The sequence below is a fragment of the Streptomyces viridiviolaceus genome, assembly GCF_014650995.1.
Classification (GTDB): Bacteria; Actinomycetota; Actinomycetes; order Streptomycetales; family Streptomycetaceae; genus Streptomyces; species Streptomyces viridiviolaceus.
The window spans coordinates 187,478-212,102 of record NZ_BMWA01000014.1; the positions used below are offsets into that span (position 1 = coordinate 187,478).

At 72.1% G+C, this 24,625-nt stretch carries 20 protein-coding genes and 1 pseudogene; 14 read left to right on the forward strand and 7 right to left on the reverse strand.

Annotated features, from left to right (window positions below; translation table 11 throughout):
* Positions 1-9: 9 nt before the first annotated feature.
* Both IE260_RS22035 and IE260_RS22040 read right to left on the reverse strand, forming a co-directional pair.
* Positions 10-1,644: an amidohydrolase gene (locus tag IE260_RS22035; protein ID WP_189874475.1), complete on the reverse strand. Its 1,635-nt coding sequence runs from the start codon at positions 1,642-1,644 to the stop codon at positions 10-12.
* Between the two features lie 75 nt (positions 1,645-1,719).
* Entirely contained in the window at positions 1,720-3,231 is a 1,512-nt protein-coding gene (locus IE260_RS22040; RefSeq protein ID WP_189874477.1) for an APC family permease, read from the reverse strand.
* A gap of 164 nt (positions 3,232-3,395) precedes the next feature.
* Here IE260_RS22040 and IE260_RS22045 point away from each other — a divergent pair, with 164 nt between their 5' ends.
* Positions 3,396-4,058 carry a TetR/AcrR family transcriptional regulator gene (locus IE260_RS22045; protein ID WP_189874479.1) on the forward strand — a complete coding sequence of 221 codons (663 nt, stop codon included), beginning with the start codon at positions 3,396-3,398 and terminating at the stop codon, positions 4,056-4,058.
* Between the two features lie 230 nt (positions 4,059-4,288).
* Positions 4,289-4,846, forward strand: a complete 558-nt coding sequence (locus tag IE260_RS22050; RefSeq protein ID WP_189874481.1) for a pyridoxamine 5'-phosphate oxidase family protein — start codon at positions 4,289-4,291, stop codon at positions 4,844-4,846.
* Positions 4,847-4,895: 49 nt separating this feature from the next.
* Here IE260_RS22050 and thrS read toward each other — a convergent pair.
* Both thrS and IE260_RS22060 read right to left on the reverse strand, forming a co-directional pair.
* Positions 4,896-6,131, reverse strand: a pseudogene (gene thrS / locus IE260_RS22055) (threonine--tRNA ligase); the annotation flags it as partial.
* 664 nt (positions 6,132-6,795) lie between these two features.
* Positions 6,796-7,218, reverse strand: coding sequence for a VOC family protein (locus tag IE260_RS22060; protein WP_189874485.1), 423 nt, complete (start codon positions 7,216-7,218; stop codon positions 6,796-6,798).
* Between the two features lie 167 nt (positions 7,219-7,385).
* Here IE260_RS22060 and IE260_RS22065 point away from each other — a divergent pair, with 167 nt between their 5' ends.
* Complete coding sequence (locus IE260_RS22065; RefSeq protein ID WP_189874487.1) at positions 7,386-8,387, forward strand: helix-turn-helix transcriptional regulator; 1,002 nt, start codon at positions 7,386-7,388, stop codon at positions 8,385-8,387.
* 255 nt (positions 8,388-8,642) lie between these two features.
* Here the strand turns inward: IE260_RS22065 and IE260_RS22070 are convergent, their stop codons facing one another.
* A complete protein-coding gene (locus IE260_RS22070) occupies positions 8,643-9,212 on the reverse strand; it encodes a PadR family transcriptional regulator (protein WP_189874489.1) in 570 nt (189 codons plus the stop codon).
* Between the two features lie 132 nt (positions 9,213-9,344).
* On the opposite strand from IE260_RS22070, the gene IE260_RS22075 reads away from it, so the two are divergent.
* Both IE260_RS22075 and IE260_RS22080 read left to right on the forward strand, forming a co-directional pair.
* Entirely contained in the window at positions 9,345-9,737 is a 393-nt protein-coding gene (locus tag IE260_RS22075; RefSeq protein WP_189874491.1) for a nuclear transport factor 2 family protein, read from the forward strand.
* A gap of 155 nt (positions 9,738-9,892) precedes the next feature.
* Positions 9,893-11,425, forward strand: a complete 1,533-nt coding sequence (locus IE260_RS22080) for an AMP-binding protein (protein ID WP_189874493.1) — start codon at positions 9,893-9,895, stop codon at positions 11,423-11,425.
* A gap of 155 nt (positions 11,426-11,580) precedes the next feature.
* On the opposite strand, the gene IE260_RS22085 is transcribed toward IE260_RS22080, so the two are convergent.
* Positions 11,581-12,276, reverse strand: a complete 696-nt coding sequence (locus IE260_RS22085; RefSeq protein WP_189874495.1) for a type 1 glutamine amidotransferase domain-containing protein — start codon at positions 12,274-12,276, stop codon at positions 11,581-11,583.
* A 345-nt stretch (positions 12,277-12,621) separates the two neighbouring features.
* Here IE260_RS22085 and IE260_RS22090 point away from each other — a divergent pair, with 345 nt between their 5' ends.
* From IE260_RS22090 to IE260_RS22115, 6 genes are all read left to right on the forward strand, one after another.
* On the forward strand, positions 12,622-13,029 hold the full coding sequence (locus IE260_RS22090; protein WP_189874497.1) for a YciI family protein: 408 nt from the start codon (positions 12,622-12,624) through the stop codon (positions 13,027-13,029).
* An 8-nt stretch (positions 13,030-13,037) separates the two neighbouring features.
* Positions 13,038-14,183, forward strand: a complete 1,146-nt coding sequence (locus IE260_RS22095; protein WP_189874604.1) for an RNA polymerase sigma factor — start codon at positions 13,038-13,040, stop codon at positions 14,181-14,183.
* A 238-nt stretch (positions 14,184-14,421) separates the two neighbouring features.
* Entirely contained in the window at positions 14,422-16,452 is a 2,031-nt protein-coding gene (locus IE260_RS22100; RefSeq protein ID WP_189874499.1) for a SpoIIE family protein phosphatase, read from the forward strand.
* 98 nt (positions 16,453-16,550) lie between these two features.
* The gene (locus tag IE260_RS22105; protein WP_189874501.1) at positions 16,551-17,915 is read left to right on the forward strand and encodes an acyltransferase family protein; all 1,365 of its coding nucleotides are present in this window, start codon (positions 16,551-16,553) and stop codon (positions 17,913-17,915) included.
* Between the two features lie 215 nt (positions 17,916-18,130).
* On the forward strand, positions 18,131-18,685 hold the full coding sequence (locus tag IE260_RS22110) for a DoxX family protein (protein WP_189874503.1): 555 nt from the start codon (positions 18,131-18,133) through the stop codon (positions 18,683-18,685).
* Between the two features lie 225 nt (positions 18,686-18,910).
* Entirely contained in the window at positions 18,911-20,242 is a 1,332-nt protein-coding gene (locus IE260_RS22115; RefSeq protein ID WP_189874505.1) for a cytochrome P450, read from the forward strand.
* Between the two features lie 157 nt (positions 20,243-20,399).
* Here IE260_RS22115 and IE260_RS22120 read toward each other — a convergent pair whose 3' ends face one another.
* On the reverse strand, positions 20,400-20,804 hold the full coding sequence (locus tag IE260_RS22120) for a RidA family protein (RefSeq protein ID WP_189874507.1): 405 nt from the start codon (positions 20,802-20,804) through the stop codon (positions 20,400-20,402).
* A 278-nt stretch (positions 20,805-21,082) separates the two neighbouring features.
* Here IE260_RS22120 and IE260_RS22125 point away from each other — a divergent pair, with 278 nt between their 5' ends.
* The 3 genes from IE260_RS22125 to IE260_RS22135 are packed head-to-tail and all read left to right on the forward strand — an operon-like array spanning position 21,083 to position 24,596.
* Complete coding sequence (locus IE260_RS22125) at positions 21,083-22,318, forward strand: lycopene cyclase family protein (protein WP_373303382.1); 1,236 nt, start codon at positions 21,083-21,085, stop codon at positions 22,316-22,318.
* Entirely contained in the window at positions 22,315-23,046 is a 732-nt protein-coding gene (locus tag IE260_RS22130) for a methyltransferase domain-containing protein (protein ID WP_189874509.1), read from the forward strand. The genes IE260_RS22125 and IE260_RS22130 overlap by 4 nt, the downstream gene beginning before the upstream one ends.
* A gap of 53 nt (positions 23,047-23,099) precedes the next feature.
* On the forward strand, positions 23,100-24,596 hold the full coding sequence (locus tag IE260_RS22135) for an FAD-dependent oxidoreductase (protein ID WP_189874607.1): 1,497 nt from the start codon (positions 23,100-23,102) through the stop codon (positions 24,594-24,596).
* Positions 24,597-24,625: the final 29 nt, after the last annotated feature.

Here is a 24,625-nt window from a genome sequence, read left to right on the forward strand (position 1 = left end):
TCGCTCGTCTCAGCCCCGGTGCACTACCGTCCCGCCGGTCATGGTCAGAGTGACGGGTGCCGTGCCCAGCTCGTCGGCGGGCGCGGTGACGGGGTCGACGGCGAACGCCGTCAGGTCGGCCCGGTATCCCGGCGCGATCCGACCCGCCACATCCTGTTCGCCGACGGCGAGGGCGGAGTGCGAGGTGTATCCCTCGAGCGCCATCAGACCGGTGAGGGCCTGCCGCGCCGTGACCGGTTCGACGTCCGGCTGCCCGGGCAGCCGGCGCAGGCGGGCGGTGGCGAGCACCTCGCGCGGATCGTAGTGCGCGATGGGCCAGTCCGAACCGAGGACCAGTATCGCGCCCGCGTCCCGCAGGTCGCGGCAGCGCCAGGCACGGGCGGCGCGCTCCTCGCCGACCCGTTGCGACCACTCGTCGGAGTGGTCGGCGCGGGTGTACGCGATGTGGGTGGGCTGCATGGAGGCGGCCACGCCCAGCCGGGCGAAGCGGGGCAGCTGGCTGCCCGGCACCGTCTCGATGTGCTCGATCCGGTGCAGGGAGCGTTGCCCGGGGTCGTCCAGGAGTTCCACGGTGTCCAGGACGTGCCGTACGGCCGCGTCCCCGATGGCGTGGGTGGCCGTGCGTACTCCGGCGCGGGCGAGATGGTGGACGGCCCGGGTGTAGGCGGCGGGGTCCGGCCAGAACGCCTCGGTGCCCTGACCGTGGCAGTCGGGGTGCTCCAGCCAGGCCGTGCCGCCCTCGACGGTGCCGTCCATGAAGAACTTCACGCCGCCGACCCGCCAGCGCCGTCCGCGTGAGCGTTGCAGTTCGACGAGGTGGTCGAGGCCGTCCTGGTCCGTACCGGGCATGCACCAGGGGGCGATCCGCAGCCGTACCGGCAGCTCGCCGTCCTCCTCCATGGTGGCAAGGAGGCCGAGGAGATCGGGTTCCTGCAGGTCCATGACGTGGGCGCCCGTGAGCCCGGTCGCGGCCATGTCGCGCAGCAGGCCGAGGAGCCGCTCCCGGCGCACGGCCACGGCCTCACCCGGCAGGACGGGGTCCATCAGGCTCATCGCCGCGAACTCGACGAGATGTCCGGTGGGCCGTCCGTCCGGGGCGCAGACGACCTGCGCCCGCTGCTCGAAGCGGCGCGGCCCGTCGATGCCCGCGGCGGCCAGAGCGGGGCCGCTGACCAGAGCGGAGTGGCCGTCGTAGAGCCGGATGAAGGCGGGCACACCGCCGAGGGCCGCGTCGATCAGGTCGTGGTGGACGGGTCGGCCGCCGAAGGTGTTGTGGTCCAGTCCGTAGCCGAGGACCCAGTCGCCGGGGCCCGCCGCGCGGGCGGCGCCGGTCAGTGCGGCCCGCAGCGCGTCCAGGTCCTGGCAGCCGGACAGGTCCAGTCCTGTGGCCATCCTGACCCCAAGGTAGGGGTGGCTGTGGCCGTCGACCAGACCGGGCGTGAGGGTGGACCCGGCCAGATCGACGATCTCGGTGTCCGCGCCCCGCCAGCCCCGTACGTCTGACTCGTCACCGACGGCGACGATGTGGCCGTCCTTGACCGCGACGGCACCGGCCGTCGGACGGTGGGGGTCGAGGGTGCGGACCCGGGCGCCGGTCAGGATGGTGTCGGCGACGTAGGAGAGGGGCTCTGCGGGGTGCGACACAGGTGTGATTCCTTACGTGGGTACGGGTTGGGGAGTGCCGTCGTACGGGTGGGCCGGCGGCTTCGGCGGGCGCGGTCAGCCCGCGACCTCCTCCCCGACGTCCGGCTCGTCCGCGAAGTGCGCGTACACCTCGGGCCTGCTGCGGCGGACGCGTAGCGAGACGAGGACGCCGAGGACGAAGGCGGCGGGGACCAGCAGCACGAGTACGGCGTTGGTGGTGAACGGCGCCCCCGTCATCAGGCCGATCTTGCTGACGACCAGCCACATCGCGCCGGCCATCAGCACGGCGGCGGCCAGCGGCGCGATCAGGGTGCGCCAGCGGCCCTCGTCGTGCCGGATGCGCCGGAAGTAGCGGAACACGGCGACGGCGGTGAGCGCCTGCAGGGCCATCAGTCCGATTCCGCCCGGGGTGTTCATCCACAGCAGGAGCTGCTGGTACGGGTCGGCGCCCGCCAGGGCGAAGCCCGTGACGAAGAGCAGCGCGAGGATGCTCTGGGCGATGCCCGCCACGTACGGCGAACGGTGTCGGGGGTGGACCTTGCCGAGCGCCTGGGGCAGGACGCCCTCCTGGGCGAGCGAGAGCCCGTAACGGTTGATCGCGTTGTGGAAGGCCAGTTGCGAGGCGATGATGCTGGTGACGATGAAGACGTGCATGAGGTCGGCGGCCCAGCCGCCGACGTACTGCGTGGTCGCGGTGAAGAACAGGCCCATGGGGTCGGTGGTGACGGCCTTCATGATCTGCGAGCTGCCGAAGGCCTGGATGACGATCCAGACGCAGAAGGCGTAGAACAGGCCGAGGAAGCCGACGGCGATGTAGGTGGCCCGGGGGATGGTGCGGCCGGGGTCGCGTGCCTCGCGGCGGTAGATGGCGGTGGACTCGAAGCCGGTGAAGGCGGCGAACGCGAAGGCGAGTACCGCGCCGGTTCCGGGCACGAGCACGTTGTCCGGTGTGAAGGAGTCCAGGGCGAGGCCCTCGGCGCCGCCGTCGAGGAGTACTCCGCCTGCGAGCAGCACCAGGATGCCGGTCTCGGCGAGCAGCAGAACGCCGAGGACCTTCGCGCCGAACTCGATGCTGCGGTAGCCCAGGAACCAGATCACGAAGACGCCGGTGATCGCGATCGCGGGCCAGGGCACATGGATGCCCCACAGGGCCTCGAGGGCGTCCTGGGTGCCGGTGGCGAGCAGACCGTACACACCGATCTGCATGCCGTTGTAGGCGAGGAGGGCGACCGTGGCGGCGCCGAATCCTGCCGGGCGGCCGAGCCCGCGGGTGATGAAGGCGTAGAAGCCGCCGCTGCTGCGGACATGACGGGTCAGCGCGGTGAAGCCGACGGCGAAGAGGGCGAGCGCGGCCCCGGCGAGCAGATAACCGACCGGGGCCCCGACGCCGCCGACACCGATGGCCAGAGGAGCCACACCGGCCATGACGGTCAGGGGTGCGGCGGCGGAGACGACGAAGAACGCGATGTCGGCGACGCCGAGACCGGCCCGGCGCAGCCCGGGGGACTCGTCGGTCTCGGCTGCGCCCCGGCGCTGCGACGCGGCACCTTCGGGTGCTCCCTGGCGGGGTGCGGACTCTACGGCCATGACGCTCGGCCCTTCTTCGTCGGAGGAGAGGGGTGGGCGGCGGCACGGAGCTTCCGGGGGTGGGGACGCCGACGAGGCCGCAGCAAAACCTAAACCGTTTCGGTTTAGGCAATGTAGACGGCCGCCGTACGATTCGGGAAGACCTCACGTGAGGAGAACGGAACATGGGGCGGCCGCGGAAGGCTCTGCTCGACCGGCGGCGTATCGGCCGGACGGCACTCGAACTCGTCGACGAGACGGGCGACTTCACCGTCCCCGAGGTCGCGCGCCGACTCGGGGTGCAGACCGCCTCCGTGTATCACCATGTGGACGGCAGGGCCGGGGTGATCGAGCTGCTGCGGGAGCAGGTGGTCGACGAACTCGACCCCGGAACGCTCGACGAACGACCCTGGGACGTCGCCCTGGAGGCGTGGGCGCGCTCCTACCGGGCGGCTTTCGCCGCTCACCCTCGGTCGATCCCCATGCTGATGACCTCGCCGGTGCGGGCGCCGCGGGTGATCGAGCAGTACGAGCGGGTGGCCGGCCTGCTGCTGGACGCGGGTTTCGCGCCGGAGGCGGTCATGCCGGTCATCACCGGCCTGGACAACATCGTCCTCGGCTCGGCCCTGGACATGTCGGCCCCCGAGGTGATGTGGGTGGTCGGAGGGGAAGCGGAGGCCCCGCGCCTCGCTGCGGCGCAGGCGGCCACGGGACCGGCCCGTGCCGACCGGGCCTTCGGCCTGACGCTCGAGGGGTTCCTGGCCCACTGCAGGGGCCTTCTCGCGGGTGACCGGACCGCCGGTGCCGAGCCCGAGGAGGGGGAGGTCCGGGAGGCGACCTCTGATTGATTCGCCTGCCCGCCACGCCAACCACGTGGAACGGCTGCACCGCGTCGGCAGCCGCCGACGGGGGACGAGACCGACCGGCCCGGCACGCTGATCGGAAGTAGCGTGGCCGGGGGAGCCCCGCACTGCCCTTCGCCACCTCTTGGCCGGGGTCTGGAGCCGACACCAACGGGCGTGGCGATGATGTCGGCGGGGGCAGCCGGTCGTCGCGGGGGAGAGGAAGGAGATTTGCCATGTCGACACAGGAACCCGTGAAGCAACCGACGACAGAGCTCGACGCCCGCTACAGCTCCGCGCTCAATCCCCGCCCGGGTGCCGCGGACGTCACCGCCACCGAGTGGTCCGAGGCACAGCGGCAGTTGGAGGCCGCCGAGATCTTCTGGGTGTCGACGGTCCGGCCCGACGGCCGGCTGCACGTCACCCCCGTGATCGCCGCCTGGCACGACGGGGTGCTGTACTTCTCCACCGGCACGGGGGAGCAGAAGGCGAAGAACCTCGCCCATGACGGGCACTGCGCGCTGACCACCGGGGGGAACTCGCTCACCGAAGGGCTGGACCTCGTAGTGGAGGGCACGGCGAAGCCGGTTGCCGATCCGGGGGTGCTGGAGGAGGTGATCGCGGCGTACGAGGCGAAGTACGGCCCGCACATCACTTCGCCGGAGGGCACCTTTCACGGCATGGGCGATGCCCTCCGGAACGGGGACGACGTGGTGTTCGCGGTGACCCCGACCACGGCGTACGGCTTCGGCCGGGAGGACGGGGTCTACACCCATACGCGATGGACGTTCTGAGCAACGGGACGGCATCCGGCAGCAGCCGCCCGCTGCCCCTTGTTCCTCTCTACACGTGGACGTCGGAGTCCCACAGCTCGGTTCGATGAGCGCCGACGAGAGCGCTGATGCGGCTCAGGGCCTCTTCTGCGGGGAGGGCGTCCAGGCGGCGTCCGTCGCGCAGGCGCAGCGCGACCTGGCCGGTGGCGGCCTCCCTCGCACCGATCACCGCCTGGTAGGGCACGCGGCGGGAGTTCCGGACGCGGGAGCCCAGACTGCCCTGTTCCGGCCCGGCGACCCCGGCCCGCAGCCCCAGGCCGGCGCACCGCCGGGCGAGCACCGCGGCGTGCGGCAGTTCGGCGTCGGAGATCGGGAGGATCGCCAGTTGGGTGGGGGCGAGCCAGGCGGGAAAGGCGCCGCCGTGTTGTTCGATGAGGTGAGCGACGGCCCGCTCCATGCTGCCGATGATGCTCCGGTGCACCATCACCGGCCGGTGCTTCCCGCCGTCCGCGCCGATGTAACGCAGGTCGAACTGCTCCGGCTGGTGGAAGTCGATCTGGACGGTGGACAGGGTGGACTCCCGACCGGCGCCGTCGGTGACCTGGACGTCGATCTTGGGGCCGTAGAACGCGGCCTCTCCCTCGACCGCCTCGTAGGGAAGGCCGGAGCGGTCCAGGGCCGCGCCCAGCAGGGCGGTGGACCGCTGCCAGAGCTCGGGGGCGGCAACGTACTTCCCTCCAGCGCCCGGGAGCGACAGCCGGTAGCGGGCCGGGCTGATGCCGAGCGCACCGTAGGCGCGGCGGATCATCTCCAGGGCGGCCTGTACCTCGTCGGCGACCTGGTCGATGGTGCAGAAGACGTGCGCGTCGTTGAGGTGGATGGACCGGACACGGGTCAGCCCGCCGAGCACGCCCGAGAGCTCGGAGCGGTACATGCCGCCCAGCTCGGCCATGCGCAGAGGCAACTCGCGGTGGCTGTGGGGGCGGGAGCGGTAGATCACCGCGTGATGGGGACACAGGCTCGGCCGCAGGACGACCTGTTCACCACCGAGGTCCATCGGAGGGAACATGTCGTCGCTGTAGTGGGACCAGTGCCCGGAGATCTCATACAGCTCCCGTTTGCCGAGCACCGGCGAGTACACGTGCTGGTAGCCCGCCCGGCGCTCGGCGGTGCGGACGTACTCCTCCAGGGCGTGGCGTACGGCCGCGCCGCCGGGCAGCCAGTACGGCAGCCCCGCGCCGATCAGAGGATCGGTGTCGAACAGGCCCAGCTCGCGTCCGAGCTTGCGGTGGTCGTGCATGGCGGTCTCCTCGCGGACATCGGGCGAGCGACCACAAGACGAAGCCCCGGGGCACTCGCCCCGGGGCTTGGACAAAGGCATCTGTCAGCGCGCCGGGACTCTTTCCGGCGTCGTCGTCATACCAGCGCGCTTCATGGCAACGACCGTAGCAGAAGCCCGAGTCGGCGTCTGCCCGCCACAGGCCCAGCGCCCGCCGGGCGATGGGCCACGGATGGCCCACCGCGGTTGCGGGCGGGCCGGCCTGACCGTTGGCTGAGTGCACACCGGGACGCCGTCCCTTCCAGCTCGGCACCCGTCGCCGCCGAGCCCGGCACCCGGTTTCACCGAGGGCCACTACGACTTCGCCCAGTACTGGTGGTGGCCCTCGGCCAGGTCGTCGCCGAAAGCGGAAGCCGGGGAACAGGTCACGCCGCGGCGTACCGGGTCGACGGTCATTCCGGAGGCATGCCGCCCCCACGGCTGACTGCCCACGTGGAACATTACGAGGACAGCTTCCGCAGGGCCGATCGCCGGTGGCTTCTCGACAGGCGTTCCACGTTCCTGGCCTTCGCCGGACCGACCGAGCGCATCGAACCAGCTGCCAAGGCGTAAGGGGATGGGGCCCGGTGCGGGGCCGGCCGCCGCGCAGCGCGCACGGCGGGCCGGTCGGTCGTGCGCCCTTCGGGTGGGATCAGCCGTTGTACGGGGCGGCCACGTCCAGGACCCAGGTCACGCCGAAGCGGTCGGTGAGCATGCCGTACAGCGGTGCCCACGGCGACGGTTCCAGGGGCTGGACCACCGTCGAGCCCTCCGCCAGCTTCTGCCACAGCGCACTGATCTCGTCGGTGTCGTCACCGCGCACGGAGACGAAGAACGGGTTGCTGCCCTGGTCCCAGGGCAGCGAGGAAGGCACGTCGTAGGCCATGACGTGGAAGCCGTTGTCGCCCACGACCTCCCCCCACACCACCCAGTCCGCCTCGTTCTCGTCGCGCACGTTGCCCACGTCCTGGTACGTGACGGAGGTGATGCGTCCGCCGAAGACGGACAGGTAGTGGTCCAGCGCTGCCCGTGCCTCGCCCCGGAAGTTCAGGTGGGTGGTGGTCGTGACAGACATGGCGTTCTCCTTGCTCGCGTTCCGGCGAGGTGCACCGCCGCAGCGACGAAGCCTTGCGGGCAGCGACCTCGTGGCCAGGGGCTGTGGCCTCCCTGGCGGATGTCGATGTCCACCGTTCCACCGGTAGCGGACAGGTCGTGTCCTGTACCGCAGGCAGAATGCTGAGCATGCAGACAACGTCCTCGCGGCTGCTCGCACTGCTCTCGCTGCTGCAGACGCATCGCGACTGGTCCGGTGACGACCTCGCCGAGCGGCTCGACGTCACCCCGCGCACGGTGCGCCGTGACATCGACCGTCTACGGGAACTGGGATACCCGGTCCTCGCTTTCAAGGGACCCTCCGGCGGCTACCGCCTGGACGCCGGATCGCACCTGCCCCCACTGCTGTTCGACGACGGCCAAGCCGTCGCCCTGGCCCTCGCCCTGCAGACCGCAGCCACCAGCGCCACCATCGGCGAAGACGCGGCCCGGGCCCTGGCCACCGTTCGCCAGGTCATGCCGTCCCGTCTGCGCCACCGCATCGACATGCTCCAGGTCACTGCCGTCGAGCCACCCGAGTCCGGCGCCGCCTCGCCGGTCGGTACGCAGCTGCTCATGGAGCTGAGCCGTGTCATCGACGCCCGTGAGGAGCTGCGCTTCGACTACCAACGGGACCCCGCCGGCCCGGCCCGCCGGACGCAGCCCCACCACCTCGTCACCCGGCGCGGCCACTGGTACCTGATCGCCTGGGACCTCGACCGTGACGACTGGCGTACCTTCCGCGTCGACCGCATCCGCCCCCGCACCCCCACCGGCCCGCGCTTCACCCCGCGCCGACTGCCCGGCGACGACGTGGCCGCGTTCATCACCGGCCGCTTCCGCGGAACTGCCGGCTCCACCACCGACTGGCCCTGCCGCGGCCAAGTCGTCCTCGGTCTCCCCGCGCAGGCCGTGGCCCCCTTCGCACAGGACGGAATCGTCGAGGAACTCGGTCCCGACCGCTGCCGCCTCACCCTCGGCTCCTGGTCGTGGACCGGCCTCGCCGCCGCCATCGGCCGCTTCGACACCGACATCCGGGTCGTCGGTCCGCCCCAACTGTCCAGTGCGTTCGCCGAACTCGCCGCGCGCTACGCCGACGCCGCGGGCACGCCCCGACCGGCCGTGGCCCCGGACGACGGGACCTCGCGCTGACGCACACCACGTCACCGGCCGTGCGCGCCGGCCGTGTCCGCCCTGCCCCACGGGCCAGGTGCCCACGCCGGCGCAGGCGTCGAAGACCTGCGCCGGCGCCGCCTTCGCATCAGGCCGGCTCGTGGGGGCGGCAGGCAGATTCCTGACACGTCGAGGGGACAGATGGGGGACTTCTCAGGGACGGGCAAGGGAGGCGTCCGGGTACAGCGCCGTCGTACGCGCTCGCGCGAACAGGTGCCGGAACGGCTGCGCCCGTCAGGGTGCGGCGGCCGCGGTGCGTGCGGCCAGGACGCGCAGCGCCGTCTCGCCCCAGCGGAGGTTCTCCTCCTCGAAGGCGATACCCCGCAGAAGGGTGAGGTAGGGCCCCACCCTCTCCGCGTGGGCCAGGTACTCGTCCTCGGTGCGGCCCTCGAGCAGCCGGGCCCGCAGTCGCTCGTAGCGGGACAGCTTGGCCCGCGCCCGCTCCATGTGCTCGGAGATGTCCGCGCGTACGGCGGCGATGTCACCGACATCGGCGCACTGCACCTTCACCAGGAGGCCGTCCCGGATCGCAGTGGGCCGGCCGATCGGCTCGGCGGTGTAGGCGCGCAGCGCCGCGTGACCTGCCTCGGTGAGCGAGAAGAGCCGCTTGTCGGGCCGCCGCTCCTGCCGGATCACCCTCGCGGCGACCAGTCCCTGCTGCTCCATGCGGTCGAGTTCCCGGTAGAGCTGCTGAGGGGTGGCCGTCCAGAAGTTCGCCACCGAGGCGTCGAAGCCCTTGGCCAGGTCGTAGCCGGACGCCTCCCCCTCCAGGAGCGCGGCCATCACCGCGTCACGCAATGCCATTCGCCCACCTTGTCACTCTCTTGAGTAGTGAACAAGTTGTCCATCTCTCTTCCCCGGAGACCTGGACACTCGCACCGGCGCCGTCATAGTCTCCGAATCGTCTATACAACTTATTGAGTAGGGGCGTGGCTGATGCATCCGTTCCGCACGGCGGTCGAGAACCGTGATCAGGACGCCTTGGAGGCGCTGCTGGCCGAGAACGTCGTCTTCACCAGTCCGGTGGCCTTCAAGCCGTACGCCGGCAAGGCGATCACCGCTGCGATCCTGCGCGGCGTCATGCGCGTCTTCGAGGACTTCACCTACGTGCGCGAGATCGCGAACCCCGACGGCCGCGACCACGCCTTCGTCTTCACGGCCACCGTCGGCGGCCGGCAGCTCCAGGGCTGTGACTTCCTCCACTTCGACGAGGACGGCAGGATCGACGACTTCACCGTCATGGTCCGGCCGCTGTCCGCCGCGAAAGCGCTGTCCGAGGCCATGGGCGCGCAGTTCGACCAGATCCACCGGGAGGCGGCGGGCGCGTGAGCGACCTCGACGCGGTCGTCCGGGCGGTTCTGCGCGCCGGCGGACACCGACTGCTCCGACACCGCTCCGGGTAGCCCTGAATGGAGGTGGTGTCCGCGAGCTGCGTTCGCTGAAATCGACTCGCCGGATGCGTCCCAAGAGCCGCAGGAGCCGCGATGCACTTTCCTTTGACCGTACGAGACTTCCTCGACCGGGCCGAGCAGGTCTACCCGGACCGCATCGGTGTCGTCGACGAGCCGGATCAACCCGCCTCCAGCCTCGGAAAACTGACCTACGGTCAGGTCGGGAAGCTGGCCCGCGCCCAGGCCGCGCGGCTGGACCAGCTCGGTGTACCAGTCGGCGGACGCGTGGCTGTGATCTCGCAGAACTCCGCCCGACTGCTCACCTCGTTCTTCGGCGTCTCCGGCTGGGGCCGCATTCTGGTACCCGTCAACTTCCGCCTCTCCGCACCGGAGGTCGACTACATCGTCCGCCACAGCGGCGCGTCCGTGGTCTACGCCGACCCCTCGTGCGCCGGCCTGCTGAACGGTCTCGACGTACCGCACCGCTTCGTCCTGGGCGACGACGACGGCCTGTACCGGCCGGGGGTCGAGCCGCGCCCGTGGTCCGAGCCCGACGAGGCCGCGACCGCCACCGTCAACTACACCTCGGGTACGACCGCGCGTCCCAAGGGCGTCGAGCTCACCCATCGCAGTCTGTGGCTCAACGCCACCGTCCTGGCCCTGCACGCCGGAATCGGTGACCGGGACGTCTATCTCCACACCTTGCCGATGTTCCATGTCAACGGCTGGGGCATGCCCTACGGCGTCACCGGTCTCGGCGGCCGGCACATCGTGCTGCGCCAGGTGGACGGCCCCGAGATCCTGCGACGGGTCGACGAGCACGGGGTGACCGTGCTGTGCTGTGCACCGGCCGTGATCAACACCGTGCTCGACGCAGCCGCCGACTGGAAGGGGGACGTTCCCGGCCGTGACCGGGTCCGTGTGATCTGCGCGGGTGCCCCGCCGCCGACGCGCACCATCGAGCGGGTCGCCGAGGAACTCGGCTGGGAGTTCCAGCAGCTGTACGGTCTGACGGAGACCTCTCCGCTGCTCACCTTCAACCGGTCGCGCGCGGAGTGGGACGACCTGCCGCCGGCCGAGCGTGCCCGCAAGCTCGGCCGGGCGGGCGCGCCCGCCCTGGGGGTCCGGATCGCGCTCGACACCGACGGCGAGGTACTCGCCGCCACCAACCACGCCCTGCACGGCTACTGGCAGCAGACCGAGGAGACCACCGCCGCCCAGGCGGGCGGCTGGTTCCACACCGGTGACGGCGGCTACCTGGACGAGGACGGCTACCTCGTCATCTCGGACCGCAAGAAGGACGTGATCATCTCGGGCGGCGAGAACGTGTCCTCCATCGAGGTGGAGGACGCACTCTGCGCCCACCCCGCGGTTCGTGAGGCAGCGGTCATCGGTGTGCCCGACGAGAAGTGGGGTGAACTCGTCACCGCGATCGTCGTCGTGACCGGTCCCGACGCAGTGGCCGCCGACGAACTGATCGCCCATTGCCGTGGCCGGCTGGCCGGATACAAGTGCCCCAAGCGCATCGAGTTCGCCGAGAGCCTGCCGCGTACGGCGACCGGGAAGCTGCAGAAGTTCAGGCTGCGGAAGCCGTACTGGGAGGGGCAGGAGCGGCAGGTGCACTGATCGCCGCCGGACTCGATCACGAGATCGAGTCCGGCGGCCAGGACGCCCCGGAACCTCTCGGCGTACGGGGCGTCCGAGGGGTGCGCCCTACGCCATACCTCGTGAGGCAGGCGTAGGGGCCTCCAGGACCCCGCCGAGCCGGCCGGCGGTCCCCGTCAGGCCAGCTTCTTCAGCAGCTCGGCCGCGACCGGCGCGGAGGAGGAGGGGTTCTGCCCGGTGACGAGGTCGCGGTCGACGACGACCTTCGGCGCCCACGGCTCGCCCACCCGGACCTGGACTCCGGCCTCCGTGAGGCGGTCCTGCAGCAGCCACTTCGCCCTGTCGGCGAAGCCGGCCTGGGCCTCCTCGGCGTTGGTGAAAGCGGCGACCTCGTAGCCGGCGAAGGCGTTGGAGCCATCGCTCCGCCGAGCGGCGAGGAGTGCGGCCGGGGCGTGGCAGACCACACCGAGCGGCTTGCCGGAGTCGAGGGCGTCGACGAGCAGCTTGCCGGAGGTGGCATCGACTGCGAGGTCCTCCATGGGGCCGTGGCCGCCGGGATAGAAGACGGCCGCGTAGTCGTCGAGGTGCACGTCCTCCAGCCGGATCGGGTCGCCGATCTCGGTCATGGAGTCGAGGGCTGCGGCGACCTTGTCGGCACCCTCCTGGCCGCCGTTGACCTCGGGCGCCAGGCTGCCCTTGTCCACGGTCGGGACGACGCCGCCGGGAGTGGCCACGACGATCTCGTGGCCCGCGGCCTTGAACGCCTCGTACGGGACGACGGCCTCCTCGGCCCAGAAACCGGTGGGGTGCCGGGTGCCGTCGGCCAGGGTCCAGTGGTCGACGCCGGTCATCACGAAGAGGATCTTGGACATGGAGTGTCTCCGAGGGGTGCGGGACCCGTCCGGGCCCGGGGGATCGTGATCGCGCACTCCGGCGCTCCGCGAGCGCTGAGGCTCCGGACGCAGATCGTCGGTGCGGCGATGTCCTCGAACGTAGCCCCGCACCCCAGAGGGCTTCCAATGAGGAATTCCATGTCTGCCATCGGGAGCCCGATGGACTCCCGGGAATACCGCCCGAACGGCCCGAGCTGCGCAGAAGCTCGGGGCGCCGAACTCGTCCGAAAAAACTCGGACGGCGATGTCGAGAATCCGTGACCGGCTCCGTCCCCGCAGTGAACGCGACCACAATGGGTCGCACCAGCACCGAGGAGAGACACGATGGCCAAGTACCTGCTGCTCAAGCACTACCGCGGCGCCCCGGCCCCGGTCAACGACGTGCCCATGGACCAGTGGACGCCGGAGGAGATCTCGGCCCACATGCAGTACATGCACGACTTCGCGGCCCGTCTGGAGAAGACCGGCGAGTTCGTCGACGGTCAGGCGCTCGCCCCCGAGGGGACGTTCGTCCGGTACGACGGCGAGGGCCGCCCGCCGGTCACCGACGGTCCGTTCGCCGAGACCAAGGACCTCATCGCCGGCTGGATGGTGATCGACGTCGACAGCTACGAGCGCGCCGTCGAACTGGCCGGAGAGCTGTCGGCCGCCCCCGGTGCGGGCGGGAAGCCGATCCACGAGTGGCTCGAGGTGCGCCCGTTCCTGGCCGCGCCGCCCACCATCACGGAATGACCTCACCGATGAACGAGGCCCTGCTGAGGAGCCTCACGCCGAGCGTGCTCGCCATCCTCGTCCGCCGCGGAGCCGACTTCGCGGCGGCCGAGGACGCCGTGCAGGACGCGCTGGTCGAGGCGGTTCGCGTCTGGCCGGCCGACCCGCCGCGGGACGCGAAGGGCTGGCTGGTCACCGTGGCGTGGCGCCGGTTCCTCGACGCGACCCGGGCGGAAGCCGCCCGCCGCCGGCGTGAGGACCTCGTCGACGAGGAGCCGGCGCCCGGGCCCGTGCCCTCGGTGGACGACACGCTGCAGCTGTACTTCCTGTGCGCTCACCCGTCGCTGACGCCGTCGTCCGCGGTGGCGCTCACACTGCGCGCCGTCGGCGGGCTGACCACGCGCCAGATCGCCCAGGCCTACCTGGTGCCCGAGGCGACCATGGCGCAGCGGATCAGCCGGGCCAAACGCACCGTCTCCGGCGTGCGCTTCGACCAGCCCGGCGACGTCGCCACCGTGCTGCGGGTCCTCTACCTGGTCTTCAACGAGGGCTACTCCGGCGACGTCGACCTCGCCGCCGAGGCCATCCGGCTCACCCGCCGGCTCGCCGCCGCGATCGATCACCCCGAGGTGGCGGGGCTGCTCGCCCTCATGCTGCTCCACCACGCCCGGCGCGCCTCCCGGACCGCGCCCGACGGCAGTCTGGTGCCGCTCGCCGAGCAGGACCGCGGCCGGTGGGACACGGGGTCCATCGCCGAGGGCGTGGAGATCCTGCAGGCGGCGCTCGCCCGCGACCGCCTGGGCGAGTTCCAGGCCCAGGCGGCCATCGCGGCACTCCACGCCGACGCGCCCACCGCCGAGGAGACCGACTGGGTGCAGATCGTCGAGTGGTACGACGAGCTCACGGGCCTGACCGACAGCCCGGTCGTCCGTCTCAACCGCGCGGTGGCCGTCGGCGAGGCCGACGGACCGCGCGCCGGCCTGGCGGCACTCTCGGCGCTGGACGACTCACTGCCCCGCCACACCGCGGTGGCGGCGTACCTCCACGAGCGCGACGGCGACCTGGCGACGGCGGCACGGCTGTACGCCGAGGCGGCCCGCAAGGCCCACGACCTCGCCGAGCGCGACCACCTGACGCGCCAGGCCGCCCGGCTCAACACCCGTCGACGCCGTTGACGGACCCCACCCGGAACTTCCCGCGGCACCAGACGCGCCCCGTCGCCGGAGCGGTCGCCTCAGGGCGCTCGTCGCCGGTGGCACAGAGGGTGCGGCCGAGGAGGTGGGCGCGCGGGCCCGATACCGCCGGAGGTGCCCCGGCATCATCCACGTTCGACCCGTCCCGGTTGCGGCGGCGCCGTGGTCCGCGAGGGTGGGTGTGGGCGTGGGTGCGGGTGCGGTGTGAGAGGAGCGTCGCGTGGAGGCTTCGAAGGCTGACGACTCGACGGTCCTGAACTCCCTGTTCAGCCAGTCACCCCAGGGCCTGTTCGTCTTCGACGCCGAACTGCGCGTCGTGCGTTACAACCCGTCCGGACGCGGAATGCGGGGCTTGCCGGCCGACGAGGTCATCGGCCATCAGGTCGAGGATTTCGCCCCCGGCTTCCGATCGCCCGAGTTCAAGGACCTGGCCCGGAGGGTTCTCGCCACGGGTGAGCCGCTGCGGTGCCATCTCCTGCGGGGCCCTTCCCCCTCGGAACCGGGCAGGACACTGGCGGTCGAGTTGTCCCTCTTCCGTCTGAACGGGCCGCAGGGCGACACCCTGGGGCTCGTGGGCATGGTCGAGGACGTGACCGAACGGCAGGCCGCGGCGGATCGGCTGGCCGTGCTGAGCAACGTGCACCGGGCCGTCGGCGCCACGCTGGACGAGTGCTCCACCGCCGAAGACCTGGTCGAGGCCCTGGTTCCCGAGTTCGCCGACGCCGCTACCGTGCACCTGCTGGAGGCCGTCGCGGACGGGAGCGCGCCGCGGCCGGGGCCGCTGCAGGCGGACACCCCTCTGCGCCGGATCGCCTCCGCACCGGGCTCCGCCCAGCCGGACGGGCCGGAAGAGGGCGCCGCCCGCCCCTTCCCCTACCCCACGCCGTTCACCCAGGTCCTCAACGACCTGCGGGCCCGCGTGCTGTCACTGTCGGGCGACACACCGTGGCTGAAGGCGGACCCCGGTCAGTTCGCGCCGCTCGTCGAAGCGGGTGTCCACTCGATGATCGTCGCACCGCTCACGGTCCGGGACGACCTGCTCGGACTGCTCACGCTGTACCGGACCACGCGCCCCGATCCCTTCGACGAAGCGGACCTGGACCTCGTCCGGCAGGCTGCCCTGGCCGCTTCCGCCCACCTCGGCAACGCGTGCACGTACCGACGCGAGCACACCATCGCCACCACCCTCCAGCGCCGGCTTCAGCCCGAGCCGAGCCCCACGCTGTCCGCCGTCGAGACGGCCAACGTCTACCTGCCGGAGAGCGCGGGTGGCGACTGGTTCGACGTGATCCCGCTGTCGGGGGCCCGCGTGGCACTCGTCGTCGGCGACGTCGCCGGCCACGGCATCGACGCGGCCGCCACCATGGGTCAGCTGCGCATCGCGCTGCGCACGCTGGCGCTGCAGGACCTGGAGACGGACGAGCTGTTCACCCACCTGGACGAGGTCGCGGCGATCGTCGCCGAAAGGTCGGCGGGCGCCGACGACCACGTCGCGACGTGCGCCATCGCGGTGTACGACCCGGTCTCATGCCTGTGCACCTTCGCCCGGGCGGGCCACCCGACGCCCGTGGTCCTGGACCCGGACGGTGCTCCCGTCACGGTGGACGTACCCGACGGACCCCGTCTCGGCAAGGGGGGCGGACGCGCGTACACACCGGCCTCGGTACAGCTGGCCCCGGGCAGCCTCGTCGCCCTGTACACCAGCGGGCTCATGGCCACGTACGAAGACGACACTGTCGCGCCCCGGCACCGCCTCGAGGAGCTTCTCGCGCCCACCGGACGGCCGCTGGACGAACTCACCGACACCGCGGTGTACACGCTGGCGCCGTCCCGCGAGGACGACGCCGTGCTCCTGCTCGCGCGCACCCGCGCACTGCCACCGGAGAACGTCTCCGTGTGGACCCTGCCGAGCGAGGACTCCGTGGTGGCGACGGCCCGGCGCCTGGTGGCCCAGCAGCTCACCGTCTGGAACCTGTCGGAGGCGTCCTTCGACAGCGAGCTGATCGTCAGCGAGCTGGTCACCAACGCCATCCGCTACGGCGAGGGCCCGATCCGGCTCCGCCTGATCCTCGACCAGGGCCGCCTGCTGTCGGAGGTCACCGACGCCGGCAGCGCCGCGCCGCATGTGCGCCGGGCCCGGGAGAGCGACGAGGGGGGCCGAGGTCTCCACATCGTCATGCACCTCAGCTCCCGCTGGGGCGTTCGCCACAGCCGCCAGGGCAAGACGATCTGGTCGGAACAGCGTCTCTAAGGCCGCGCCTGAGCTCCGCCGCAGCAGGAACCCGTCCAGGAGCACGGCGGTCGGCCTCGTGCGCCGCCTTCGGCGGCCGGCGTTCGTATGATGTTCGGATGCCCGGTCTGCGCGAGCTCGCGGAGCGCACACCGCCACAGCGGGAACGGTATGTCGACCTGCTGCGGGCGCTCGCCATCGTCATCGTGGTGCTCGGCCACTGGATGGTCATCGTGGTCATCGGCGGAGACGACGGCGTGGACGGGTTCAGCGCCCTGGAGGTGCTGCCCTGGGGCCGTCCGGTCACCTGGCTGTTCCAGGTGATGCCGGTGTTCTTCTTCGTGGGCGGGTTCGCCAACGCCGCCTCGCTGACCTCGCACACCCGTCGGGGCGGCGGCGTCGGAGACTGGCTGCTCGACCGCAGCGCACGTCTCGTGCGGCCCACGACCGTGCTCCTGGTGACCCTCGCCGCCTCCGCGCTGGTCGCCCGGTCGGCCGGAGTGGACCCCGTTCAGGTGGGCCGTGCGGTGTGGCTGTCCGCGATCCCGCTGTGGTTCCTGCTCGTCTACCTCCTGATGGTCTTCCTCACGCCGCTGATGCACGCCCTCCACCGGCGGGCGGGGCTGGCCGTACCGCTCGTACTGGTGGCGCTGGTCGCCGCCGGCGACGTCATGCGGCTGGCTTTCGACGCGTCGACGTTGCAGCTGGGGAACTACCTGTTCGCCTGGCTGGCGGTGCACCAGATCGGCTTCGCGTGGCAGGACGGAACGCTGCCGGTCCGGCCCGGGGTGGCCGTGCCGCTGCTGGCGGGCGGGGCCGCATCGGCAGTGCTGCTCACGGTGGCCGGTCCCTACCCGACCAGCATGGTCGACGTCCCTGGCACGTCGTTTCGCAACCTCTCGCCGCCGACCCTCGCGCTGCTCGCGTTGGCCACGGCTCAGCTCGGGCTGGTGCTGCTGCTGCGCGACGCCGGAGAGCGGCGGTTGCAACGGCTCGGTCCGTGGACGGCCGTGATCGCCGTCAACTCGGTGATCATGACTGTCCTGCTGTGGCACATGAGCGCGTTCGTGGTCGTGGCGGTGGCCGTGTACGCCACCGGGCTGTTCCCCCTGCCCCGGCCGCCCGGGGCCACGGGGGAGTGGCTGCTGTGGAAGCTGCCGTGGCTGGTCGCGCTCTTCGCCGTGCTCGGCGCGTTCCTGGCGGTCTTCGGCCGGGTCGAGAGGCGCGGTCCACGGGGCGGCGGCCGGTGGCTCGACCCCGTGGCCTCGCGCAGTCGGTGGACGCCGAGGGCGCTCGGCCGGCCCCGGTCGCGCGCCACCGTGACCGCCGTCGGCTACGCCGCCACCGTGCTCGGTCTGCTCGGTGTGGCCTTCGCCGGACCGGCCGACCACGGCCTGCTGGGGCTGCCGGCCGGAGCCCTGGCCGTCTTCCTGGCCGGCGCAGCCCTGCTCCGCACGGCCCGGGCGGCAAGGCCCCGAAGCTGACAGAGGGTATGGCCGTCGGCCTTCAGCGCCCGCCTTGAGACGTTCGTACGGCATCCGGGCCCCCCGGATGCACGCTCACCGCCGCTGCGGAAGCGTAGGAGGAAGCGGCAGGCGCTCTGCGGTGCCGCGGAGGCCTCGCCGCGGACCGGTGACCCGGGTGTGGTTCCTGCCGGGCTCGGGCCGCGCTCGTATGGCTTCCTTTCCGGAGCATTCACATGGCTGCGAAACAGTTTCTGCACCGGCTGTCGGCCCCGGCAGAACCGACAGCGCACCCCACCGCCGCGTGGACACCGGCTGCCGACTGGGGACTTCTGCTCATCAGACTGACGTTCGGACTGCTCATGGCCGGGCACGGGGCCCAGAAGTTGTTCGGTCTCTTCGGCGGTGACGGGCTGGCGGCGACCGGCAAGGGGTTCGACGCCTTGGGCTACCACCCAGGAGAGGTCTTCGCGGTGATCGGCGGCCTGTCGGAAGTCCTCGGCGGCCTCGGCCTGGCCCTGGGTTTCCTGACCCCGCTGGCCGCTGCCGCACTGATCGGAGTCATGATCAATGCCATGGCGACCGTCGGTGGGGCCCACGGTCTGTGGGTGGTGGACGGCGGTGTGGAGTACAACGTCTGCATCGCCGTCGTCGCCCTGGCGATCGCGGCGATCGGCCCGGGCCGGCTCGCCGTCGACCGGTTCTTCCGCTGGGGCAGGGGTGGCTGGGCCTCGGCCGCGTTCGCCCTCGGTCTCGGCGGTATCGGGGCGGCCATCACGCTGAGTCTTTGACGGCGTGCCGACGGCCCGCCGCCCTGACGGCACCAGGGCGATGGCGGCGGTGGAGCACCCGGGCCAGGAACTCGTCCCGGCCCAGTGGCCCGGTGCCGTCGAGGGATGTCGCGTTCGCCGGTCACGAAGTCTCACCGGGCCTCGGGCACGTGGCCTTCCGGCCACCGTAGTGATGCCGCGCACATGCCCACGGTGGCCGTGGCGGTCGCGTGTTAGCGTCCGCGGGTGATCGAACCGGCCCTGGAAGCGCCTGCATCGGCTGGCGGAGTCCGTACCGTCGGCCCTCGCGGCCCCCTCACCGGACCCCTGTCGCCGGACGCCCCCGACCCACTCGCGCTGCTCGATCTGTTCGGCGACGGCTTCGTCCGCGACCCCTACCCCTGGCTGGACACCCTGCGCGCCCAGGCCCCCGTGCACCACGACCCCAGGACCGGACTGTGGTTGATCAGCCGGCACCGGGACATCCGTCGGGTGCTGCTCGACCCGGCCGCCTTTCGTCCGGACAATGCTCAGCAGGCCGTCACCCGGCTGCCCATGGCCGTGCTGCGGGTGCTCGCCCGCGCGGGCTTCCAGCTCCCGCCCGCTCTGGCCAACAACGGCGCCCCCAGCCACTCGGGCCTGCGCAGGGTCGTCACCCGGTTCTTCAACGCCCAGCGCATCGCAGCCGCTGTGCCCGTGATCGAGCGCATCGCCGGCGAACTGATCGCCGCGACCCGCGCGCACATCGACGCCCACGGCGAAAGCGATCTGTTCGCAGCGTTCGCCCAGGTCCTCCCCTGCCGGGTGCTGATGGAGCTGCTGGGCATCGAGGACGTCGATCCGGCCACGCTGATCCGCTGGAGCGACGCCTCGTTGGAGCTGTTCTGGGGCAGGCCGACTCCGGACCGGCAGCTGGAACTGGCTGAGCTGGTCGGCGAGTTCCACCAGTGGCTGAGCGCGACCGTGCGGGCCGGAGCGGCTGCCCCGGAATCCTTCGTGGGCGCACTCGCCCGACATCGTCTTCCGGACGGTACGCCGTTGGACCCCAGGACGGCGGTCAGCGCGTGCTTCTTCGTCTTCATCGCCGGACAGTCCACCACCGGACAGCTGATCGCCACCGTGCTGCGCCGGGCGCTCGCCGACCCCGTGCCGTGGCCGGATCTCGCGCAGCGGGCGGGTCTGGCGGAGGCGTGGGTGGAGGAGGTGCTGCGGCGCGAGCCGCCGGTCACCACCTGGCGGCGGGTCACGGCGCGCCGGGTGGAACTGGGCGGGGCGGAGCTGCCCGCGGGCGCGGAACTGCTGCTCATGCTTCAGGGCAGTGGTTCGGACCCGGAGGTGTTCGCCGAGCCGGAGCGGATGTGCCCGTACCGGCCTGACATCCGCCACCACCTGGCCTTCGGTGCCGGCCGCCACCGCTGTCCCGGGGCGTCGTTGGCGCGTACGGAGGCGGCGGTGGCCCTGCGGGCGGCGGCTCGTGGGCTGCCGGAGGTCCGGCCGGCCGAGGGGGACGGACAGCAGCCCATGCTGGGCCTGCTGTCCTTCCGGGCACCGCTGCGGGTGACGGTGGTCGGAAAGTAGACCAGCGAGGGACCCCGCACGGCGACGACGGCACCCGCCCGCCGGACTCCGAACGCCCGGACCCGGCCGTGTCAGGTCCGACGTCGACCGGACCGGCGCTCCGCCACTTCCCGTACGCGGGGAACCGGTCGTCAAGAACAGACTGCGGCCGCAGCCGCTACGGCCGTACTGCCACCGCATCCACCTCGAACAGCATGTCCGGCAGCGCGAGAGATGCCACGCCGCTGAGCGTCTGGGCGGGCAGCCGGTCGCCGAACCGGGCGTGCAGCGCCTTGCCGAGGATCTCCAGCTTCCCCAGGTCGTGATCGACGACGAAGGTTCCCAGACGGACCACGTGCTCGTATCCGAGCCCGACCGCCTCCAGTGCCAGCCGCAACCGGTCGAAGGCCAGATCCACCTGGGTGGCGAAATCCGCGGGCACGGCGGCGCCGGTGTCGTCCGAGGCGTACTGACCGCCGATGAAGACGAGTTCGCCGGGCGCGGAGACGGCATGGCTGTAACCGAACGGTACCGGGTCGTGGAGGCCGGCCGGATTGGTGATCGTGCGCTGATCGGTCGTCATGTCGGAGGAAACGCCCTCCGCGCCCCGGCTCATTCCGCAGGCGTTGCTGCCTGCTCGCCGCACGCGTGTCCGAGCACGCCGGTGGCCGGGGCAACGACCGAGCGACTCCGCGCCTCGACGCCGTCACGCCGGACGAGCCGCCGACGACCCTCCGCGCTACGGCGAGTCGGGTGGGCCACGAGGCGCCCTTGGGCGAGCCGGAGGACGCGCTCGCCACCCCCGCGATACAGGTGATCGCGTCGATGGAGGAGGAGCATGACCGTTCACCGGCGGACCACGTGATCCGGCGTGCCACAGGCCCCGACGAGACGTCCGACGTCGTCATCGTGGGCGGCGGCGCAGCCGGACTCAGCCTGGCGGACCGGCTGACGCGAACCACAAGCCGCACCGTGACCGTCGTGGAGCCGCCGGACGGACCGGCGCGACCGCCCGAACGCACCTGGTGCTACTGGGACCGGGCGACGGGGGACCTCGAGGAGGTGATCAGCGCCTCCTGGCCCCGGCTGCGCGTGCACGGCGCCGACGCCCGTGAGGTCACCGTCGACCCTGAGCCGCTGCGCTACCACATGCTGCGCTCGGCGCAGTTCGAGCGATGGGTGCACTCCCGGCTGGCCCGCTCCTCCGCGGCGCGCGTCCTGCGCGCGACGGCAGGCACCGTGCGGGACGTGGCCGACGGCGCGGAAGTCCGCTGCTCGACAGCGGACGGCCGGGAGCTGACCCTGCGGGCCCGCCACGTGTTCGACTCCCGGCCCCTGCCCGCCCTGCCACCGGCCCGGACACTGCTGCTGCAGCACTTCCGCGGCTGGTACCTGCGCACCGCCGTCGACCGGTTCGACCCCACGGTCGCGGAGCTGATGGACTTCCGGGTGCCACAGCCACGCCACGGTCTCGCCTTCGGCTACGTCCTGCCCCTGGCACCGGACCGGGCGCTGATCGAGTACACCGAGTTCTCCCGTACGCCGCTGACGACCTCGGCGTACGAGGCGGCACTGGGCCACTACAGCCGGGACATCCTCCGCCTCGGCACGTTCTCCGTGGAAGCGGCGGAACAGGGAGCCATCCCCATGACCGATGCCCGCTTCCCCCGCCGGATCGGGCCCGCCGTCTTCCGTATCGGCACCGCCGGCGGCGCCACCCGCCCGGCGACCGGCTACACCTTCGCCGCCGTGCAGCGGCAGAGCCGGGCCATCGCCGCCGCGCTGCGTGACGGGGGCGCGGTCGTGCCCCCACCGCACGGACGGCGGGCGCTGGCCATGGACGCGGTGCTCCTGCGCGCACTGGACACCGGGCGGATCGACGGCCCCGCATTCTTCACCGACCTGTTCCGCCGCACGCCCCCGGAACGGCTGCTGCGCTTCCTGGACGGTGCCACCACGCTGTGGGAGGAGTGGGGCATCGGCCTGCGCACCCCCGTCGGCCCGATGCTACGGACCGCCGTCGAGATCCCCTTCCTGCCCCGCCGCACCCGCCGAGCGGACGGCACCCGACCCCGCTACCGAGAGAGCCCGCGATGACACTGCTGCGCGACCACGACCTGGCACGCGCCTTCGACCACGCCTCGCACACGTACGACTGCCTGACGGCCCTGAACCCCGGCCACCGCAGCGACCTGCTCCGCTCCGCGCGCCGGCTCCGACTGCCCGAGGGCGGAGCCGGCCTGCACGTCCTCGACCTCGGCTGCGGCACCGGCGCCTCCACCCGGGCCCTGCTGCGGGCCGCACCCCGTGCCCGCATCACCGGCGTCGACGCCTCGTCCGGGATGCTGCGGCGCGCGCTGGCCAAGCCGTGGCCGGCGCGGGTGCGCTTCCTGCATCTGACAGCGGAGGAGTTCACGACGGCCGGCGAGGGCCCCTTCGACGCGGTCTTCGCCGCCTATCTGCTGCGCAACGTCACCGACCCCGACCGGGTCCTGGAAGCGGTCCGTACCCTGCTGCGACCGGGCGGGCGCCTGGTCGTGCACGACTACAGCCTCAGCGGCTCGGCCGTCCACCGTGCCCTGTGGACGGCCGTGTGCCGAGGGGTGATCATTCCGGCCGGTACGCTCAGCGGCGATCGTGCCCTCTACCGTCACCTGTGGCGCAGCGTCCTGGCCTTCGACACCGCGCCCGCCTTCACGGACCGTCTGACGCGTACGGGCTTCACGGGTGTACGCGCGGTCCCCGTCGCCGGGTGGCAGACGGGCATCGTGCACACCTTCCTCGCCCGCAAGGACGCCGGCGCAACGGTGGTGTCCCCCCGGTGAGCGGCCCGCAGCGAGCCGCGCGACGGGGCCGGGACCGCAAGGCCGAGGTCCTGATGCCCGTACCGGGCCGGGACCGGTTCGAGCGGGCGGACGCGCCGGGCGCCGCCGTGATCGGCGGTGGAATCGCCGGTCTGGCCGCAGCCACCCTGCTGGCCGAACGCGGCGTCCGTGTGACCCTTTACGAGCGGGACGATTCACTCGGTGGCCGTCTCGCCGGCCGCCGCACCCGCCTGGCCGACGGCTCCGTGGTGACCATGAGCCGCGGATTCCATGCCTTCTTCCGCCAGTACTACAACCTGCGCGGCCTGCTGCGGCGCACCGACCCTGCCCTCACCAGGCTCACGCCCCTGCCCGACTACCCGCTGCGGCACAGCGGCGGACTCACCGACAGCTTCGCCCGTGTCCCGCGGACACCGCCGTTCAGCGCGCTCGGGTTCGTCGCCCTGAGCCCGACCTTCGGCTGGCGGGACCTCGCCGGCATGGATGCCAGGGCGGCGCTGCCGCTCCTCGACGTCCGGGTGCCCGAGGTCTACGAACGGTTCGACGGCATCGGCGCCACATCGTTCCTGGAGCGGGTCCGCTTTCCCGAGGCCGCGCACCACCTGGCTTTCGAGGTCTTCTCACGCAGCTTCTTCGCGGACCCGCGCGAACTGTCCGCCGCGGAGCTGCTGCTGATGTTCCACATCTATTTCCTCGGTTCCGCCGAGGGCCTGCTCTTCGACGTGCCGGACGACCCCTTTCCACAGGCGCTCTGGGAGCCGCTGGGCGACTATCTCCAGCGCCTCGGGGCGAACGTCCGCACCGGCACACCCGTGTACGGCGTTCAGCCCCGCGACGGTGGGGGAGTGGAGGTGCGGACCGACACCGGCGTGGACCGCCACGAGGCGGCGGTTCTCGCTCTCGACCCCGGAGCCCTGCGCCAGGTCGTCGCCGCGTCACCGGGTCTGGGCACCGCCGCCTGGCGCGACGACATCGCCGCCCTGCGTACCGCACCGCGGTTCCTCGTGTCCCGGCTCTGGCTGGACCGGCCGGTGCGCGCCGACCGCCCCGGTTTCCTCGGCACCAGCGGGTACGGCGGACTGGACAACATCAGTGTCCTCGAACGCTACGAGGGCGAGGCCGCCCGCTGGGCCGCCCGGACCGGGGGCTCGGTGGTCGAACTGCACGCATACGCCGTCGCCGACGGCGCGGAAACGCAGAGGACGCAGGCAGAGATCATCGACCGGATGCGCCAGGTGTACCCCGAGACCCGCCAGGCACGGATCGTCGACGCCCGGCACGAGTGGCACTCCGACTGCCCGCTCTTCTCGGTCGGTTCCCACCACCGGCGTCCCACCGTGCGGACCGCGCACCCGTGGCTGACGCTGGCGGGCGACGCCATCCGCAGCGACCTTCCCGTGGCGCTGATGGAACGGGCCGCCACGACCGGCTTTCTCGCTGCCAACGCCCTGCTCGCCGCCTGGGGCGTCCGCGGGCAGGTGCTGTGGACGGTGCCCCGGGCGGGACGATGCCGGGGGCTGCGGGCGATCGCCGCACACGCGGGACGCTGAACTCCGTGCTCCGCACCGAGGCGGCGGGC

What these genes read in the sequence shown, in the direction of transcription:
- IE260_RS22040 (WP_189874477.1), bottom strand. Translation starts at nt 3,231, where the DNA reads ATGGCCGTAGAGTCCGCACCCCGCCAGGGAGCACCCGAAGGTGCCGCG.
- IE260_RS22045 (WP_189874479.1), top strand. Translation starts at nt 3,396, where the DNA reads ATGGGGCGGCCGCGGAAGGCTCTGCTCGACCGGCGGCGTATCGGCCGG.
- IE260_RS22105 (WP_189874501.1), top strand. Translation starts at nt 16,551, where the DNA reads ATGCCCGGTCTGCGCGAGCTCGCGGAGCGCACACCGCCACAGCGGGAA.
- IE260_RS22070 (WP_189874489.1), bottom strand. Translation starts at nt 9,212, where the DNA reads ATGGCATTGCGTGACGCGGTGATGGCCGCGCTCCTGGAGGGGGAGGCG.
- IE260_RS22135 (WP_189874607.1), top strand. Translation starts at nt 23,100, where the DNA reads ATGCCCGTACCGGGCCGGGACCGGTTCGAGCGGGCGGACGCGCCGGGC.
- IE260_RS22060 (WP_189874485.1), bottom strand. Translation starts at nt 7,218, where the DNA reads ATGTCTGTCACGACCACCACCCACCTGAACTTCCGGGGCGAGGCACGG.
- IE260_RS22085 (WP_189874495.1), bottom strand. Translation starts at nt 12,276, where the DNA reads ATGTCCAAGATCCTCTTCGTGATGACCGGCGTCGACCACTGGACCCTG.
- IE260_RS22095 (WP_189874604.1), top strand. Translation starts at nt 13,038, where the DNA reads ATGAACGAGGCCCTGCTGAGGAGCCTCACGCCGAGCGTGCTCGCCATC.
- IE260_RS22130 (WP_189874509.1), top strand. Translation starts at nt 22,315, where the DNA reads ATGACACTGCTGCGCGACCACGACCTGGCACGCGCCTTCGACCACGCC.
- IE260_RS22065 (WP_189874487.1), top strand. Translation starts at nt 7,386, where the DNA reads ATGCAGACAACGTCCTCGCGGCTGCTCGCACTGCTCTCGCTGCTGCAG.
- IE260_RS22075 (WP_189874491.1), top strand. Translation starts at nt 9,345, where the DNA reads ATGCATCCGTTCCGCACGGCGGTCGAGAACCGTGATCAGGACGCCTTG.
- IE260_RS22080 (WP_189874493.1), top strand. Translation starts at nt 9,893, where the DNA reads ATGCACTTTCCTTTGACCGTACGAGACTTCCTCGACCGGGCCGAGCAG.
- IE260_RS22110 (WP_189874503.1), top strand. Translation starts at nt 18,131, where the DNA reads ATGGCTGCGAAACAGTTTCTGCACCGGCTGTCGGCCCCGGCAGAACCG.
- IE260_RS22120 (WP_189874507.1), bottom strand. Translation starts at nt 20,804, where the DNA reads ATGACGACCGATCAGCGCACGATCACCAATCCGGCCGGCCTCCACGAC.
- IE260_RS22050 (WP_189874481.1), top strand. Translation starts at nt 4,289, where the DNA reads ATGTCGACACAGGAACCCGTGAAGCAACCGACGACAGAGCTCGACGCC.
- IE260_RS22090 (WP_189874497.1), top strand. Translation starts at nt 12,622, where the DNA reads ATGGCCAAGTACCTGCTGCTCAAGCACTACCGCGGCGCCCCGGCCCCG.